We start from the raw sequence: 15598 nt of genomic DNA on the forward strand, positions 1-15598 counted from the left end.
TCCCCGGGTCAGCCGCGGGTGCGACCGGCGTAGTCGTTGCCCGCGTACCAGTCGCCGCGGCCTGCGGGAAGCAGATCCAGGAGGTTCCACACCGGGGACAGCGGGTCGATGCCGCCTTCGGTGTCGTCGAGGAAGTTGGCCGGCAGGCTGTAGAAGTGCCGGACCCGGTCGTCCTCCGCGGTGAACACGCTGACCATCGGTCGCTGGCCGCCGCCGCGGTGCTCGCCGTTCATGTCCTCCGTGAACGTCGTCCCGTACGAGGAGAGCACCCGGAGCCCGTCCCAGCCGCGGCTGAGCGCCCAGCCGCGGACCTTCGGCAGCGGAGCCTTCGCCACCACCGCGAACGCCGCGTGCCGGGCGATGTGGTGCGCGACGCCGTGGAAGCCGTCCACCCACATCGAGCACATGGGGCAGGCCTCTTCCGCTTCCGGCTCGAACATCAGGTGGTAGACGATGAGCGTCTGCCGCTCGCCGAAGAGGTCGCGCAGCCGGGTCTCCCGCAGCGGGCCCTTCAGGCCGAGGTCGAGCGGGCCTTCGGCGAGCCGGTAGTCCGGCAGCAGCAGGCCGGGCGGCAGCCGGCGGCGTGCTGCCGCCACCTCTTCGATCCGGTCGTGCAGGAGCCGTTCGGCCTTGGCGAGCTCGATGCGGGCCGCGACGTACTCGGCGTCCGCGCCGACCGGCCACATCGGCTCCATTTCGCCGTTCTCGGTCGTGTCCATCGCCCGTCCGGGTCCCTTCGTCAGCGCAGGTCGGCGTCGGCCACCGCGAACAATAGCCCGTGCGGCCGCGCCGGGCCGGTGTCGCCGTGCGGCCAGGACTGCCGGTCGAAGGCGACGCACGAACGGTGGTTGACCTCGTCCCGGAACGACGGGTCCGGGCGCAGCCGCCCGTCGGGACCGAAGGAGGTCATGCAGATCCGGTGGTCGCCGTCCACCCCGGTCAGGGCGGCGAAGTAGTTCGACGTCGCGAGCCGGCCGATCTGCGCCGACTCGTGGTAACGGCCGTCGGCGCCGAGCCGGAAGTTGTCCATCGCGGCCCAGTGCGGACCGCCGGAGGTGACGTCGCGGATCGGCACGGCGTTGGTGAGCCGGGGGCAGTCCCGCTCCGCACCGCCCGCGGCGACCTCGGCGAGCGTGTCCACCACGCACTTCGGCGCCGGGCCCGACCGCAGCAGCGACTGGATGTCCAGTGCGAAGAGCATGCCGGTCTCGCGCTCACCCGGCGACTTCACGCCGCCGGTCAGCACGACGTGGAACAGGTAGCGGTCGTCGGGGGAGACGGCCAGCCAGCCGCCGCCGTCGCCGTCGGAGGTCGGGGTGTCCCGCGGGAACAGCGAGCGGAACGCGGCCTCGTCGTCGAAGACCTCCTGCCACTTCGGGTCCTTCGCGGTGATGTCCGGGGTGTAGAACACCGCACCGCCGCCGGAGGTCGAGGCGAACGCGCCGCGGTGCCCGGGCAGGTTGGTGACCGCCGGTTCCATCACCGCGCGGGGCTCGGCCGTGCTGAGGTCGGCGTCGTGGCGCGGGCCGACCGGCAGGTGCGAAACCGCGACCAGCCTCGGCCTGTTGCGGTCGGCGATGTCGAAGAACCGCACCGTGTCGCGCGCCAGGTTGGGGTCCAGCGGCGGGGTCGTCGGGGACAGCCCGATCAGGTTGCGGATCTCCGCGAAGTCGGTGGTGACGAGCCGGTCGAGGTCCTCGCGTGCCTGGATCCCGTGCGGGTTGGCGCAGCTGGGCTGCGGCAGCGCCGGCACGTTCGGGCAGCGCACCGGGTCCTCGCCCCGCGCGGTGGCGGCGGGCATCTCGCTGAGCACGCGCCCATCCGGTCCGATGTGGATGATCTCGCCGGGGGAGCCGGCGAACCCGTTGCCCGTGCGGACCTGGCCGTCGGAGTAGCGGCACTCGCCGGTGACGTCGGGGCCGCCCATGTTGGTTCCGTATGCCGTGCCGTCCTTCAGCACGGCGAAGGCGTCGGGCGCGGAGCCGCACGGGGTGTCGGTGGGCCGGACGACTCCGGTGAGGCCGAGCTGGGGCAGCCGGGTCGCGTCGAACACGTAAGTCGTGTCCGAGACCAGGCCGCCGGCGTAGATCTTCTGCCCCTTGTGCCACACGTACTGCATGTGGTGCGGCTCGTTGCCGGTCTGGCCGTCGATGGTGACGGTGTTGACGACCCGCCCGTAGCCGGGCGTGCCGGCGGTGGCGTCGACGACAGCGAGGAAGTCCGGCGCGTTCTCGGTCGCCGCGCCCGCCCAGACGAGCAGGTACTCGTGCCGGAAGCGGTGGTACGGCGCGGAAAACGTCTCCGCGGTCAGGTGGTTGGTGATGCCGTAGGCGGTCCCGTCCGCATCGACGAACCGGGAGCCGACGCTCACGGCCGGCGCGGCGGCCGCGGTCCCGGCGGAACCGGCGAGCACCCCGCTCGCGACGACGACGAGTGCGGTCCAGGCCGCCGTCGCCCGGATGGCCATTGATCGCGATCGGACCTGCATCGCTTCTCCTCGCGCGTGCGGTGGGGAACGGTGCCCGGAGTGGTGGTCGTCGGTCCGGGGACAAGCAACCAAAAATTACTTAGGTAATATATATCCACATTCACGGTTTGAAAACCCTGTCAGGGCGCCGCCAGAGGACCGCTGACCGCGGTCACCGCCCCGCCGGGCAGCCAGCCGCCCGAGGAGCCGTGCCGGTGGGCGGCCGTGCCCGCCGCGGTGAAGTCCACGTTGATCCTCGAGACGGCGTAGATCCGGACCGGCGGTGCCGGACCCCGGTGTTCGGCGCCGGACCACGCGGCGAGGCCGGACGACGACGGCGTTTCCCCGGCGTAGTCCGCGCCGAGAGCGGAGAGGTACCCGAGGGCGTCCGGGCCGGCCGGGGAGAAGTCGAGCGGCAGCAGCTGCCCGGCGGGAATTTCGAGCAGCGGCGGCGTCATGAGCCATGGTGCGAGGTAGCTGCCCCGGCCGGGCAGCCGTCCGGCGGCGACGTCACGCAGGACGGCTTCGGCGCGGCCCCAGCCGGCGACGACCACGAGCGGCCCGAGCGGCCGGTCCGGCGCGGCGACGGTGAGACCCAGCCGGGCGGCGGTGGCCCGGACCACGGCTTCGGCCGCGGCCGAGCGCGGCGAGCCGTCGGCGACGAGCGTGAAGGCGTGGTCGCCGCGACCGGCCAGGAATCCCAGCGCGGCCCGCAACGCCGCGGCGTCGGGGGCGCGAAGGCGATCGGCCGGACAGACGGGATCGCCGGGCGTACCGGCGAGCACAGTGCCCAGCCACGCGCCGGCGCACTCAGCCGCGTCGGGCCCCCGCAGGTCCGGCGCGAACGTCGGCGCACCGGTGGTGACCGGCACCGACGTCCACTGCCCGTTCCGTTCCGCCCACAGCGTTCCGTGCCCGGCCGGCAGCCGCACCTCCGCCCAGTCACCGGTCGTCCCGGGCCGCGGCGAAGGGGTGACGAGGGCGTCCGGCCTGGTGCCGATGCGCGTGCCGCCGGCGGTCGCGTGGACGAGTGCGCGGCCGTCCCGTCCCGGGATGACGAGCACCCTGGCGTCCCCGGCGGCGACCGGCAGGCCCGGCCGCTGGGGGAACGCCGCGCCGGGCACCGCCACGGTGGCCGCGGCGGCGATCAGCGCGACCGCGAGGCTCGCGCCGATCACCCCCGCCAGGACCCGGTACCGGCGCCTGCGGGGCAGGCAGACGGTGAGCCAGCCCAGCGCGGTGAGCCCGGCGAGCAGGCCGGAGCGCAGGTACTCCGCCTGGCGCGGCGGATCCCACGTCGCGAGGTAGGCGCCGGTCACCAGGGGTACGGCGGCGAAGGCGGCTGCCGCGAGCGGCCAGCCGGCGAACCGGGCGACGACGGCGAGCGCGGCGGGCCGGGCGCCCAGGACGAACACGGGCACGACCAAGGTGACCGCCGCGGCCACGGTGGCCGGTGCGGGGCCGGGGCCGGGGAGCAGGACCAGCCCGGTGGCCGCCGCGCTCACCGCGCCGGCCACCGCCAGCCGCTCGCGGCGGCTCGCCGGGGCCAGGAACGGTTGCAGCAGCGGGTAACCCGCGCCGGCGAGGGTCCCGGTGACCAGCAGGCAGCCGAGCAGCGCCCCCCAGGCACCGGGTGCCGCCGCACCACCGTGGCCGTGGTCGGGAGCCGGTGTCACCCGTGCTCCTGGACGAGACCGGCCGGTGCCGCGAGCGCCGGCGTCGCCAGCCACCACGGGTTGCGCCGGGCCCAGGAGATCGTCCGGGCCAGGCCTTCTCGCAGCGGTGTCCGGCAGTGCCAGCCCAGCAGCCCGCCGGCCTTGCGGGTGTCCGGCACCCGCCGGAGGCGGTCCGGCCGCCGATCGCCGAACCCGGTGTCCGTCTCGACCGGCTCGGGTGGCTCGGCGAGGCCGGTCAGCTCGCACACGGTGCGGATGAGTTCGCCGATCACCGTCTCCCGGCTGCTGCCGATGTTGAAGCACTGGCCGTCCGCCGCACGGCTCGTGCCGGCCAGCACGGTTCCCTCCACCGCGTCGTCGACGAAGGTGAAGCTCCGGCTCTGCGCGCCGCCGTCGTAGACGAGCGGGGCGAGCCCGCGCAGCGCGCGGTGCACCGTCTGGCTCACCACGTGCGCCGGCCGCTGCCGCGGTCCGTACACGTTGAAGTAGCGGACGATGACCACCGGCAGGGCACTGCCGCGCGCGAACGCGAACGCCATGTGCTCGGCGAGCGCCTTGCTGGAGGAGTAGGACCAACGATCGAGCGCGGTGCTGCCGAGCACCCGGTCGGCGTCCTCGCCCCAAGGCGCTTCGGGGTTCTTTCCGTACACCTCGCTGCTGCTGGCGAGGACGACCTTGGCGCCCGCGGCATCGGCGGCGCGCAGGACGTTCTTCGTGCCCGAGACGTTCACCTCGATCACCTCGAGCGGGTCGGCCAGGTAGCGGTCCACGCCGACGCGCGCGCTCAGGTGGTAGACGACGTCGACCCCGCGGGTGATCGGGCCGGCCAGGGCGGCCGCGTCGAGGACGTCCCCGCGGACGTGGCGGACCGGGTGGTCCGGGCGGAAGTCCGGCGGGGGCCCGGAGGGATCGAAGACCGTGACGTCGCCGCCGTCGCGGACGAGCCGTTCGACCAGGTGGCTCCCGATGAAACCGTGGCCGCCCGTGACGACGATCCTGGCCATCGGCTAACTCTTCGCGTCGAGCACGGGTGACCTCCTCGGCTGCCCTCAGCCTAGCATTGTAGGTATTTATTTATGAAGCATTCGCGGTAACATCCCGACGGAGACCGGCCTTTCCGGCAGCTGGAGGACTTCGATGCGCGTCCTGTTCACCATCATCCCGGCGCGGGGACACCTCTACCCGATCGTCCCGCTGGCCCGGGCCCTGGAGGTCGCGGGCCACCAGGTCCGCGTCGCCAGTCACCGGGGCGTGGCCGGGTTCTGGGACATGCGCGAAATGATCACCGCCGAGGCGCTGACCGCGGTCCCGCTCGGCGAGGACCTCGACGTCGCGGCGACCGAAGGACGGGTACCGGACGACCGGCTGAACGCGGCGATCGACGAGCTGTCCGCGGCCGGGGCGGACCCGGTGCTGCTGAACACCGCGCGCGACTTCCTGCAGTCCGCCCTGTGGGCCTACTATCCCGGCACGCCACCGGGTTCGGGGCGGCCGGCGGTCGACGACCTCGTCGAGGTGTGCCGGTCGTGGCGACCGGACCTCGTGGTCTGGGACCCCCTGTTCCTCGCCGCCCCGGTCGCCGCCCGCGACTGCGGTGCCGCGCACGCCCGGTTCCTGTCCACTCGCGACTACGTGGGCTGGCTGCGCGCCGCGCTGCGGGCCGTGGACCGGCCGGCGGACGACCCGGTCGCCGCGCGCATGATGCCGACGCTGCGGCGGTTCGGGCAGGACTTCGGCGAGGACCTGCTCGTCGGGCAGTGGACGATCGACCCGATGGTGCCGGAACTGCGCCTGCCCGCGGCCACCCGGACCGTCGCCGTCCGGCAGACCCCGTACGGCGGGGCCGCCGCGGTGCCGGACTGGCTGATCGAGCCCCGGCGGCGGCGCCGGGTCTGCGTTTCGATGGGTGTCACGCCGCGCGAAGACCTGATCGGCCGGGCGGTGCCATTGGCGGAGCTCTTCGAAGCCGTGGCCGACGTCGACGCCGAAATCGTCACCACGATGAGCGCCGAGCAGCTCGGCACGGTGGGTGCCGTGCCCGGCAACGTCCGCCCGATCGGTTACCTGCCGCTGGACCTGCTGCTGCCCACCTGCGACGCGATCGTGCACCACGGTGGCGCACACACGGTCGCGGCCGCGACCGCCCACGAAGTGCCGCAGCTGGTCGACCCGCAGGAGGGACTGGACTACGCGGCGATGGGCCAGTACGTGGCCGCCGCGGGCGCGGGCCTGGTGCTGGAGCCGGCCGGCGGCGGGGACATCGTGCGCAAGCAGCTGTGCCGGGTGCTCGACGAACCCGGTTTCCGGGCCGGCGCGGCGGAACTGCGGGCCCGGACCTTGCTGCTGCCGGGCCCGGCGGACATCGTGCCGCTACTCGCCGAGCTGACCGCGGGGCACCGCCGGTGACGGTGCCCCGCACCCGGTCAGCGCTTGCCCCGGGACAGGTACTTCACCATCGCGGCGGGGGCGAACAGCACGATCAGCGCGCCGCAGGCGACCGCCGCCCAGCCCAGTTGGCCGCTCGTGAGCGTGCCGTTCATCAGGCCGCGGGTGGCTGTGCCCGCCGCGCTGATCGGGTTGACTTCGACGATCGCGCGCAGCCAGCCCGGCATGGTGTCCGGTGAGACGAACAGGTTGCTGGCGAACATCAGCGGGAACTGGATCGCCGTGCTGAGCTGCTGCAGGGACGACGGCGTCTTCACCGTCATCCCCAGCAGGATCCACGCCCACGCCAGGCTGAACGCGAACACCTGCAGCACCAGCAGGGCGAGCAGGACGCCGACGAACCCGCCGCCCGGGCGAAAGCCGATCAGCAGCCCGAAGGCGACCACGACGGCCGAGCTCAGCAGGTACCGCACCGCGTCTCCGAAGAGCGCGCCCACCAGTGCCGACGGCTGCCAGATCGGCAGGGTGCGGAACCTGTCGAAGATGCCCTTGCCGATCTCGGTGTTGAGCGAGATCCCGACCTGCGGCGTCATCATCACGACCGTCATCACGACGACCCCGGGCAGCACGTACTGGAGGTACTCGCGGGTCGAGCCGGCGATCGCGCCCCCGAAGAGGTACGTGAACAACAGCGTGAACATGATCGGGAACAGGGCCAGGATCACGAGGTCCTGCGGTGCGTGACCGATCCGGAGCAGGGCGCGCTTGCCGAACGTCACCGACGCCGACAGGGCGCCGGGCCGGCGCGGCCGCTTCGCGGAGAACAAGGCCCGGCCGAGGGTTTCGTCGTTGGTGGCGATGTCGGAGTGGGTCTCGGAGACGGTCATGCCACGTCCTCCTCGGCGCCGGCGTCGCCGGCGGTCGTGTGTCCGGTCAGGGCCAGGAACACCTCGTCGAGACTGGGCGGGCCGAACGTGAAGTCCGTGACCGCGATGTCGCGCCGGGACAGCTCCGCCAGCGCGTCGGTGACGCGGCCGGGCGCGGAGGTGCGTCCGCTGAGGGTTCGGGTGCCGTTGTCGGCCGCGTCGACCGAGGTGCCGTCGACGTGCTCGCCGAGGACCTGCCGCGCTTCGGTGACCCGGCCCGCGTCGGCCACGGTGAGCCGGATGGTGGCCGTGCCGGTGGCGGCCTTGAGCTCCGCCGGCGTGCCCTCGGCGATCACCTTGCCGGAGTCGATCACGGCGACCCGGTCGCTGAGCCGGTCGGCCTCGTCGAGGTACTGGGTGGTGAGCAGGACCGTGGTGCCGCCGTCGACCAAGGTGCGGATGATCCGCCAGACCTGGTGCCTGCTCTGCGGGTCCAGCCCGGTCGTCGGTTCGTCGAGGAACAGCAGGTCCGGGGTGAGCACGAGGCTCGCGGCGACGTCGATCCGGCGCTGCATGCCGCCGGAGTACGTCCCGACGAGCCGTCCCGCCGCCTCCGTCAGGTCGAAGGCCGCCAGCAGCTCTTCGGCCCTCGTCTTGGCGGCGTGGCCGCGGAACCCGAGCAGCCGTGCCACCACGATGAGGTTCTCCAGCCCGGTCAGCTGGTCGTCGACCGCCGCGAACTGGCCGGTCAGGCTGACCCGGTCGCGTACCGCGGCGGACTCGCGAACGACGTCGTGGCCGAACACCTTCGCTGTGCCGGCGTCGGGGTGGAGCAGGGTGGCGAGGATCCGGGTGGTGGTCGTCTTGCCCGCCCCGTTGGGCCCCAGCACGCCGTACACGGTGCCGGGGGCCACGGCGAGGTCGATGCCGTCGACCGCGGTGACCTTCCCGAAACGCTTGACCAGACCGGACGCCTCGACGGCGAGGGAGTGCTCGGCCACTGCTGTCCTCCTGTGGTGAGGGGCGGGACCCGTGCTGCTTCCCGGCGATCAGTGCCGGTTTCCCGACGTGTACATACTAGGATGGTAATATAACTCACCGGGTATCGAGTCGGTCAATACCGGGAGGTGTGCGTGGGTACGGCCTTCGGGGTCCTGGCAGATCCCACGCGGCGGCGGATCCTCGCCCTCCTCCTCGACCGGCCCCGGTCGGTCGGCGAGCTCGTCGGGCTGTTGTCGCTCAGCCAGCCGGCGATCTCGAAGCACCTGCGGGTGCTGCGGGAGGCCGGCTTCGTCACGGTGCGGCAGGACGGTCAGCGCCGGTTCTACCGGCTGTGCCCGGAACCGCTGCGCCGGATCGACGAATGGCTCAGCGACTACCGGCGGTTCTGGACGGACCGGCTAGCCGCCATGGAACGGCACCTCGATGGGGCCGAGCCGGTCGAGCAGCAGCTCGAACAGCAGGCAATCGACGTAGTGCCCGCCGATTTCGACTAGCTCCGGCAGGTGCGCCACCTGCCGGAAGCCGAACTGCTTGGCGAGCGCGATGCTGGCCTCGTTGGTCGCCCAGACCCGGTTGACGAGCGCGTGCAGCCCGCGCCCGCGCGCTTCGTCGATCATGTGGCGCCGAAGCGCCGTGCCGACGCCGCGGTGCCGCTGCTCCCGGCGGACGTAGGTCGAGAAGGTGGCCGTCCGGTGGAAGCACGGTTTCGGGTCGTACGGTGCCAGCAGCACCCAGCCGGCCACCGTCCCGTCGAGGTCCGCCACCCAGACGCCGTGCCGGTGCCGGTGCCGCTCCAGCCACCTCGCCCGGTCCGCCGGGGCCACGTCACTGAGGTCGCAGGTCGCCGTCCCGTCCCGCACGGCCTGGTTGTAGATTTCGGTGATCGCGGCGACGTCACCGGTCCCCGCGGCCCGGATCCGGCCGGTGAACCGGGCGGTCACCGGAAGGCCGTGACGACGTCCGTGCCGACCCGCCGCCCGGGCAGCCGGCGCACGGTCGCGTCGACGAACCCCGCCTGGGCGAGTGCCCGCAGCTGGTCGACGGTCGAGTAGGCCGGCCCGGCGGTGGTCTCCAGCTCCATGGCCAGGCGCACGAGCGCCGACCCCGGCTCGTCGTCGTCGGGTTCGTGCAGCGGCGCGACCAGCACGACGAGCCCGCCGGGGCTGAGGGCGCGGTGGATCTTGCGCAGCAGCGCGGCCGCGGCGTCGGGGGCCCAGCTGTGCAGCACGCTGGCCACCAGCGCACCGTCGTACCCGCTCGGCAGTTCGTCGACCAGGAAGTCCCCGGTGGCCACCGTGATCCGGCCGGCCAGCCCGGCCTCGGCGATCCGGGCCCCGGCGAGGTCGCCCACCCAGGGCATCTCGTAGACGGTCGCGTGCAGGTGCGGGTGGTCGGTACAGAGGGCGATCGTGTAGGGGGCGCTGCCCCCGGCGACGTCGAGCAGCCGCCGCACCCCACCGAAGTCCACGACCCGGCCGAGCGCGTGTCCGGCTTCCTCCGAGACCGGGCGGACGGCGGGCCAGAAAGTGCGCACGAGGGCGGCGGTGGGGTCGTCCCACGCGGCCGCGGCGCCGGCCGCGGGCGGGCGGGCCCGGCACTCGTCGCTCCGCAGCAGTTCCGTGAGCCGGTGCCACGGCAGGTGGGCCGGCCGGCTGAGCAGCGAACCGAAGTTCCCGAAGTAGCAGGACGGGCCGGGCAGCAGGAAGCCGGAGGCCACCGGGCTGTCCCGGTAACGGCTGTCGTCGTCGCGGAGGAGCAGGCCGAGCTCGACGCAGGCGTCGAGGAACAACCGCCCGCGCAGCGGTGACATCCCGGTCTTCTCCAGCACCTGTGAGGTCGTGCGCGGCACGGAGAGCGTGGTGAACAGGTCGAGCTCGATCGCCGCCGCGAGCACGTTGGCCGCGAAGAACCCCGAAGCGATCGAAACCAGCGGTGTCACGTCCGGCGCCGCGCCCCGGTCCTCGGTGGTCATGGTCCAGGTCCCCTTTTCCCCTCGGTGCCCCGGGTCAGCCGGAAACCGCCCCGGCCGCCGCGTTGGCCAGCACGACTTCGGCCGGCATGCCCATGTAGTGGACGATCACTTCGTGGTTGGTCGAGTTGACCGCGTTCTCCGCGTCCACCCGGTAGTAGAGGTCGACCGTGACCGGGGACGGGCGCAGGTCCGGTTCGTGGCCGGCCCGCAGGTCGTCGAAGATCGCCGGGACGTCGAAGACCCACGGCACGCGCGGGCGCACGTAGTACGACTCGTCGCGCACGGTCGTGATCTCCAGCGGCTCCTGCCCCGCCGGGTCCTCCTCGTCGCCCTGAGCGCAGATGGGCTGGGTGAACAGGTCGTACCGGAACATCTCGTCCAGCACCGGGGTGACCGCGGCCGGCAGCCCCGGCCGGACGGATTCGGCCCACCACCGCCGGAGCAGCCCCTTGGCCGCCGGATTCGTGTAGAAGAAGCGGACGCCGTCGCCGAAGTGGTCCGCGCCGAACACCGCGTTGGCGGTGATGGCCTGCAGCGGTTCCGCGCCGGGGTCGTCGACCGCGTCGAACCAGGCGTCCAGGCTGCGCAGCACCGCGGACTGCGGCATCCCGGCGAGCACGCGCAGGCCCGCCCAGATGTGCCGGAACACGGCCATCTCGGCGACCACCCTGGCCCAGAACAGGAAGCGGTGCATCCGCCGGTTCTCCGCGATGGTGACGGTGTTGTTGGACAGCACGTACTGGAAGTCGTCGGTGTCGCCCCGGACCGAGATGATGCCGAAGTCCTCCTTCCGTTCGGTGTAGGCGGTGTTCGGCAGCATCAGCATGGGGTAGACCGCGATCCGCGACACCTTGGCCGCCAGCCGGTCGTAACCGTCCATGAAGGACTGCGGGGTTTCGCCGGGCGCGCCCCAGATGAGTTCCGCGTAGCAGTCGATGCCCTGCTCGCTCAGCCAGGCGAAGAGGTCCTCCCACTCGTTGACCTTCATGTTGCGCCGGTTCATCAGGTCCAGCGTGTCCTCGTCGAGGGTCTGCAACGAGAGCGTGAACGAGCTCTGCATGCCGGCGTTCTTCATCTTGGTGACGATCTCGTAGAACACCTTCGACTTGTTCTTCGCCCACGATGTCTCGAGCGCGCGCGGGAACCCGTAGCGGTCGCGCAGGTCGATCATGTCGTCGACGAACTCCACGTCGCTGCGGAGCATGCCGAAGTTGGCGTCGCAGAGGACGATCGTGTGCACCCGGTGCTTGGCGAACAGCTCGAGCTCGGCGCGCAGCCGCTCCCGCGAGAACGCGCGCACGCGCTGGCCGGTCGCGCCGCCCCAGAAGCAGAACGCGCACTTGTACGGGCAGCCCCGGTTCGTCTCCATCAGGGCGACGTCGTAACGGAACCGGCCGTCGGCACCGGTCAGCTCCATGGCCCCGCTGAGGAACGGCGAGGAGATCTCGTCGAGGTCCTGGATCCGTTCCCGCGCGGGGTTCCGCACCGTCCGGCCCGCGGCGTCCCGGTAGGAGAGTCCGGTGATCTCCCCGAGTTCACCGGGGCGTGCGCCGTCGAGGTAGGCGCGGAGGATGTCGCGGAAGACGAACTCGCCTTCGCCGTCGACGACGACGTCGACCTCCGGCCACATCCGGAAGACCCGCTCGGCCTGGTGGGCGACGTGGGTGCCGCCGAAGACCACCCAGCCGTCCGGCTTCAGCTGCTTGAACGTCTCCGCCAGCAGGCCGAACGTGCGGTGGTTCCAGCCCAGCACGGAGAACGCGAGCACGTCCGGCAGCTCGCCGCCGAACAGCTCGTGGGCCATGGTCGACGCGGTGGCGCCGCCCTTGAAGTTCAGGATCCGGATGTCGGCCCGTGGCCGGATGCGGTCGTCGGCGAGCGCGGTCGCCTTGAGGTACCCCGACGCGAGTGGCATCGACTCCAGCGGCGTCTCCCAGATTCCCTGCTGCACGAGGAAGACGCGGGCCTTCGCGGTGTTCGTCATGACGGCTCCTGGGCTCGGCCGGCGGTGAGCACCCGGGAGTCGGCGAGCACCTGCCGGTAGCGTTCGACGCAGTCCCCGACGTGCGGGCGCATCGAGGGCGGGAAGTCGGCGACGGCGGGGGTCTCCTCGTCCGGCGGTTCGAACCCGGTGCTCGCGAGCACCCGGCGGTACCAGGACCGCTGGCGGTCGCCGAGCTGACCGAGGGGGAGCCCGGTGGCACTCGGCCAGCCGAGCATGGCGGGGGTGAACTCCAGGCCGAGCCGGGCGCACAGCGCGGGCAGCAGCTCGGCCGGCCGGGCCCGCAGCCGGGTGAACTCCACGATGACGCACGAGACACCCACCCGGTCGGCGAGGGCGAGCTGGCTCGTCAGGTCGGCCCAGCCGGACTCGGCGGCCGGGAACTCGGCGGGTTCGCCGGAGCGGGCCCGTTGCCGCATCCGCGACCGGATCGCCAGCCGCGGGTCCCGGACGGTGACCACGACCGGGAGCGTGGCCGCGGTGAGCAGCTCGGCCGCCAGCGACCCGGCTTGGAAGGTCATCTCCTTGACCACGACCCCGCTTCCGGCGTTCCCGAGTCCGGTCGCGCCGTCGACGGCCCGGCCGACGGACTCCCGGTCCCCGCCGCCGTGGTAGATCCGGTCGTAGGGCTCGTGGACGTACCAGCCGAACACCGGGTGCCGCCAGAACGCCCGGGCCGTCGCGGTCGAGCCGCAGCGCGGCGGGGAGAGGATCACCAGCACCGGTTCGCGGCCGCGCACGGCCAGCCGGCCGGAGAGCCAGCCCGCCCGGGGCGCGAGCGCCGTCACGGCAGGTCCTTCGTGAAGGAGTACCAGCGCCAGACTCCGAGGCCGAACTGGCGCTTGACGGCGAACCCGCGCCGCCGCGCGTGGGCCAGCAGTGCGGCGGGCTCGGCGGGATAGCTCGGCGGGCGGCGCAGGGCGAACCGGAGGTTCACGATCTCCTGGTCGGCGGTACCGGTCACCGAGCGGACGTAACCGACGCAGAACGTGCCGCCGGGCCGCAGCACCCGGGCGACGGTGTCCCACAGCGGCCCGGGGTCGCGCAGGAAGTGGTAGGCGCCCATCATCACGGCGCCGTCGAAGAAGCCGTCCCGCAGGAAGTCCTGCGGCCGTTCGAGATCACCGCGCACGACCTGGACGCGGTCGTCGTCCGCGGTGCGGTCCAGCGCGCTCCGCACGTAGTCGGCGGTCAGTTCGATGCCGAACACCGTCGCGTCCGCGCCGGGGAGCCGCTCGGCCAGCTCGGCGAGGCCGTGGCCCGGCCCGCAGGCCAGGTCGAGCAGCCGGGTGCCCGCGTCGAGGAGCTCGCGGACGCCCTGAAGCCGGCAGTAGCGGTAGAACGGGATGACGAACATCTCGTCCAGCTTCGGCTGGTGTCCGGCGGTGAAGTCGACGGCGATCGGGTTGCCGGTGACCTTGAGCGCGGCGAGAATACCCGCGTAGCTCTGGCCGTGCTCGAGCTCTTCCACCGACCGCTTGCCGGTGGCGAGCCGGATCAGGTCCGGGTCGAGCTCACGCGGGGCCGGGGGGTCCTCGACCGCGGCGTACCGCGGCGGCGGACCAGGTGTCCGGCGGACGGCGCCGTGCCGGGCGAGCGCGTCGAGCAGGCAGCCGGCGGCGGCCAGCTTCTCGGGCACGACACCCATGCGGTCGCCGAACTCGGCCGGCGTCGCGGGGGTGCGCAGCAGGTCGAGCACGCCGTGGTCGAGGCAGTCGCGGTAGACGATTTCGTAGCAGGCCCGGCGGTACTCGAGGTAAGCCGCCTCCATCCGGGCGGGTGGTACGTCGGTCAGTTCGCCGGGATCGGTCAGCTGGTGGGCCGTCATGCGGCACCCTCCGGTTTCGACAGGGCCGCGACGGTCGCGGGACGGGCGTGGGCGGCGAGGATCTCGATCAGGCGGGCCACGGTGTGCGTACCGCGCCGGAAGAGCGACAGCTTCATGGATTCGTTGGGGCCGTGGTGGTTCTCGTCCGCGGGGGCGAAGGGCAGCATGATCGCCGGGAGCCCCAGGACGGTGGTGAAGACGTGGTCGGGTGTCGTCCCGGCGAGGCTCGGCACCCGCGCGGGGGGCCGGCCGAAGCCCTCGGCGACAGCTTCTTCGACGAGGTCGGCGTAGGGGTGGTCGATCGGGGTGCGCGACGGCGGTTGACCGAAGAGCAGGTCGACGGCGATGCCGCTGAAACCGTTGGCGGCGAAGGCGACAAGGGCGGCGTACGCCTCCTCCGGGTCCTGCGCCCAGACCAGGCGGAGATCGCCCGTCGCCGTGGCGGACTCCGGGATGAGCCCGGGGGCGCCGGACCCGCCGACGGTGATTCCCGAAACGGTGAGGCTCGGCTTCCGCAGCAGGCGATCGTGGAACCGCTCACCGAAGCGGAACGGCAGCGGGTCCACGCCCGTGTTCGCGCGGAACTCGCCGAGGTCCAGATCCAGCGCGTCGAGGGCCGCGCGTTCGGCGGCGCCCGCAGCCGGGATCCGGTCTTCGAAGCCGGGGATGCGCAGATCGCCGTTGGGCGCCACCAGTGCGGCGAAGAACCGGCTCAGCTCCAGCACCGGGTTCGGCACGACACCGCCGAAGTTGCCCGAGTGCAGCGGCCGGTCCGCGCCCGTGCTGGTGAACCGCAGGGCGATGCCGCCCCGGGCGCCGAAGAGAAGCGCGGGCCGGTCGCCGGGCAGCATCGGCCCGTCGGAGTACACGCAGAGGTCGGCCGCCAGCTCGTCGCGGTGCGCTCGGACGAAGTCCGGCAGGTGCCTGCTGCCGTTCTCCTCCTCGCCCTCCAGCAGGACCTTCACCTGGATGGGCAGGCCTCCGCCTTCTTCGTGCCACCAGCGCAGCGCGTTGAGGTGCGCGAGGAACTGGCCCTTGTTGTCGCCGGTGCCACGGCCGTACATCCGGTCGCCGGTCACCACCGGCTCGAACGGGCCGGTCCGCCAGCCCGGCTGGCCCTCGACCGGGAACACGTCGTAGTGGCCGTAGGTGAGCAGGGTGAACGGGGCGTCCCGCGGGCCCCCGCGGGCCAGCACGACCGGGTGACCGGCGGTGTCGTGGACCTGGGTCTCCAGGCCGGCCTGCGTGCACTTTTCCGCGGACCTGGCGGCCATCCGCCGCAGCGCGGGACCGCCTTCGGCCGCGACGGCCGGGATCCGGACGAACTCGGCGAGCTCGTCGACCATCCCGGCCAGTTCGCGGTCGAGGTAGGCGGCGATCCGCGGCCCGGCCGTCGTCAT

14 protein-coding genes are annotated in these 15598 nt (G+C 72.8%); 2 read left to right on the forward strand and 12 right to left on the reverse strand.

The genetic code is table 11. The features are described 5' to 3' along the window. Positions 1-8: 8 nt before the first annotated feature. The 4 genes from ACWED2_RS13680 to ACWED2_RS13695 all read right to left on the reverse strand — a co-directional run bounded on the left by ACWED2_RS13680 (position 9) and on the right by ACWED2_RS13695 (position 5147). Positions 9-719 (reverse strand): DUF899 family protein, encoded by a 711-nt coding sequence (locus ACWED2_RS13680; RefSeq protein ID WP_449690777.1) that lies wholly within the window; start codon positions 717-719, stop codon positions 9-11. A gap of 20 nt (positions 720-739) precedes the next feature. Beyond that, positions 740-2488, reverse strand: coding sequence for a hypothetical protein (locus ACWED2_RS13685; protein ID WP_449690778.1), 1749 nt, complete (start codon positions 2486-2488; stop codon positions 740-742). 119 nt (positions 2489-2607) lie between these two features. After that, complete coding sequence (locus tag ACWED2_RS13690; RefSeq protein WP_449690779.1) at positions 2608-4143, reverse strand: DUF6239 family natural product biosynthesis protein; 1536 nt, start codon at positions 4141-4143, stop codon at positions 2608-2610. Next, positions 4140-5147 carry an NAD-dependent epimerase/dehydratase family protein gene (locus ACWED2_RS13695; RefSeq protein WP_449690780.1) on the reverse strand — a complete coding sequence of 336 codons (1008 nt, stop codon included), beginning with the start codon at positions 5145-5147 and terminating at the stop codon, positions 4140-4142. The genes ACWED2_RS13690 and ACWED2_RS13695 overlap by 4 nt, the downstream gene beginning before the upstream one ends. Positions 5148-5280: 133 nt before the next feature. On the opposite strand from ACWED2_RS13695, the gene ACWED2_RS13700 reads away from it, so the two are divergent. Continuing rightward, complete coding sequence (locus ACWED2_RS13700) at positions 5281-6549, forward strand: nucleotide disphospho-sugar-binding domain-containing protein (RefSeq protein WP_449690781.1); 1269 nt, start codon at positions 5281-5283, stop codon at positions 6547-6549. A 17-nt stretch (positions 6550-6566) separates the two neighbouring features. Here the strand turns inward: ACWED2_RS13700 and ACWED2_RS13705 are convergent, their stop codons facing one another. Beyond that, on the reverse strand, positions 6567-7415 hold the full coding sequence (locus ACWED2_RS13705) for an ABC transporter permease (protein WP_449690783.1): 849 nt from the start codon (positions 7413-7415) through the stop codon (positions 6567-6569). Next, positions 7412-8395, reverse strand: coding sequence for an ATP-binding cassette domain-containing protein (locus tag ACWED2_RS13710; RefSeq protein WP_449690784.1), 984 nt, complete (start codon positions 8393-8395; stop codon positions 7412-7414). The genes ACWED2_RS13705 and ACWED2_RS13710 overlap by 4 nt, the downstream gene beginning before the upstream one ends. A 132-nt stretch (positions 8396-8527) precedes the next feature. On the opposite strand from ACWED2_RS13710, the gene ACWED2_RS13715 reads away from it, so the two are divergent. Further along, positions 8528-8890: an ArsR/SmtB family transcription factor gene (locus ACWED2_RS13715; protein WP_449690785.1), complete on the forward strand. Its 363-nt coding sequence runs from the start codon at positions 8528-8530 to the stop codon at positions 8888-8890. Here the strand turns inward: ACWED2_RS13715 and ACWED2_RS13720 are convergent. Genes ACWED2_RS13720 through ACWED2_RS13745 form a run of 6 tightly spaced genes read right to left on the reverse strand, consistent with a single transcriptional unit; the run spans position 8795 to position 15598 of the window. Further along, positions 8795-9337, reverse strand: coding sequence for an N-acetyltransferase family protein (locus ACWED2_RS13720; RefSeq protein ID WP_449690786.1), 543 nt, complete (start codon positions 9335-9337; stop codon positions 8795-8797). The genes ACWED2_RS13715 and ACWED2_RS13720 overlap by 96 nt on opposite strands. Further along, on the reverse strand, positions 9334-10368 hold the full coding sequence (locus ACWED2_RS13725) for a methyltransferase (protein ID WP_449690787.1): 1035 nt from the start codon (positions 10366-10368) through the stop codon (positions 9334-9336). The genes ACWED2_RS13720 and ACWED2_RS13725 overlap by 4 nt, the downstream gene beginning before the upstream one ends. 34 nt (positions 10369-10402) lie before the next feature. Further along, positions 10403-12352, reverse strand: a complete 1950-nt coding sequence (locus ACWED2_RS13730) for a KedN5 family methylcobalamin-dependent radical SAM C-methyltransferase (RefSeq protein ID WP_449690788.1) — start codon at positions 12350-12352, stop codon at positions 10403-10405. After that, positions 12349-13158: a sulfotransferase-like domain-containing protein gene (locus tag ACWED2_RS13735; protein WP_449690789.1), complete on the reverse strand. Its 810-nt coding sequence runs from the start codon at positions 13156-13158 to the stop codon at positions 12349-12351. The genes ACWED2_RS13730 and ACWED2_RS13735 overlap by 4 nt, the downstream gene beginning before the upstream one ends. After that, positions 13155-14198, reverse strand: a complete 1044-nt coding sequence (locus tag ACWED2_RS13740; protein WP_449690790.1) for a class I SAM-dependent methyltransferase — start codon at positions 14196-14198, stop codon at positions 13155-13157. The genes ACWED2_RS13735 and ACWED2_RS13740 overlap by 4 nt, the downstream gene beginning before the upstream one ends. Continuing rightward, complete coding sequence (locus ACWED2_RS13745; protein WP_449690791.1) at positions 14195-15598, reverse strand: M20/M25/M40 family metallo-hydrolase; 1404 nt, start codon at positions 15596-15598, stop codon at positions 14195-14197. The genes ACWED2_RS13740 and ACWED2_RS13745 overlap by 4 nt, the downstream gene beginning before the upstream one ends.

The organism is Amycolatopsis sp. NPDC005003 (assembly GCF_053600695.1).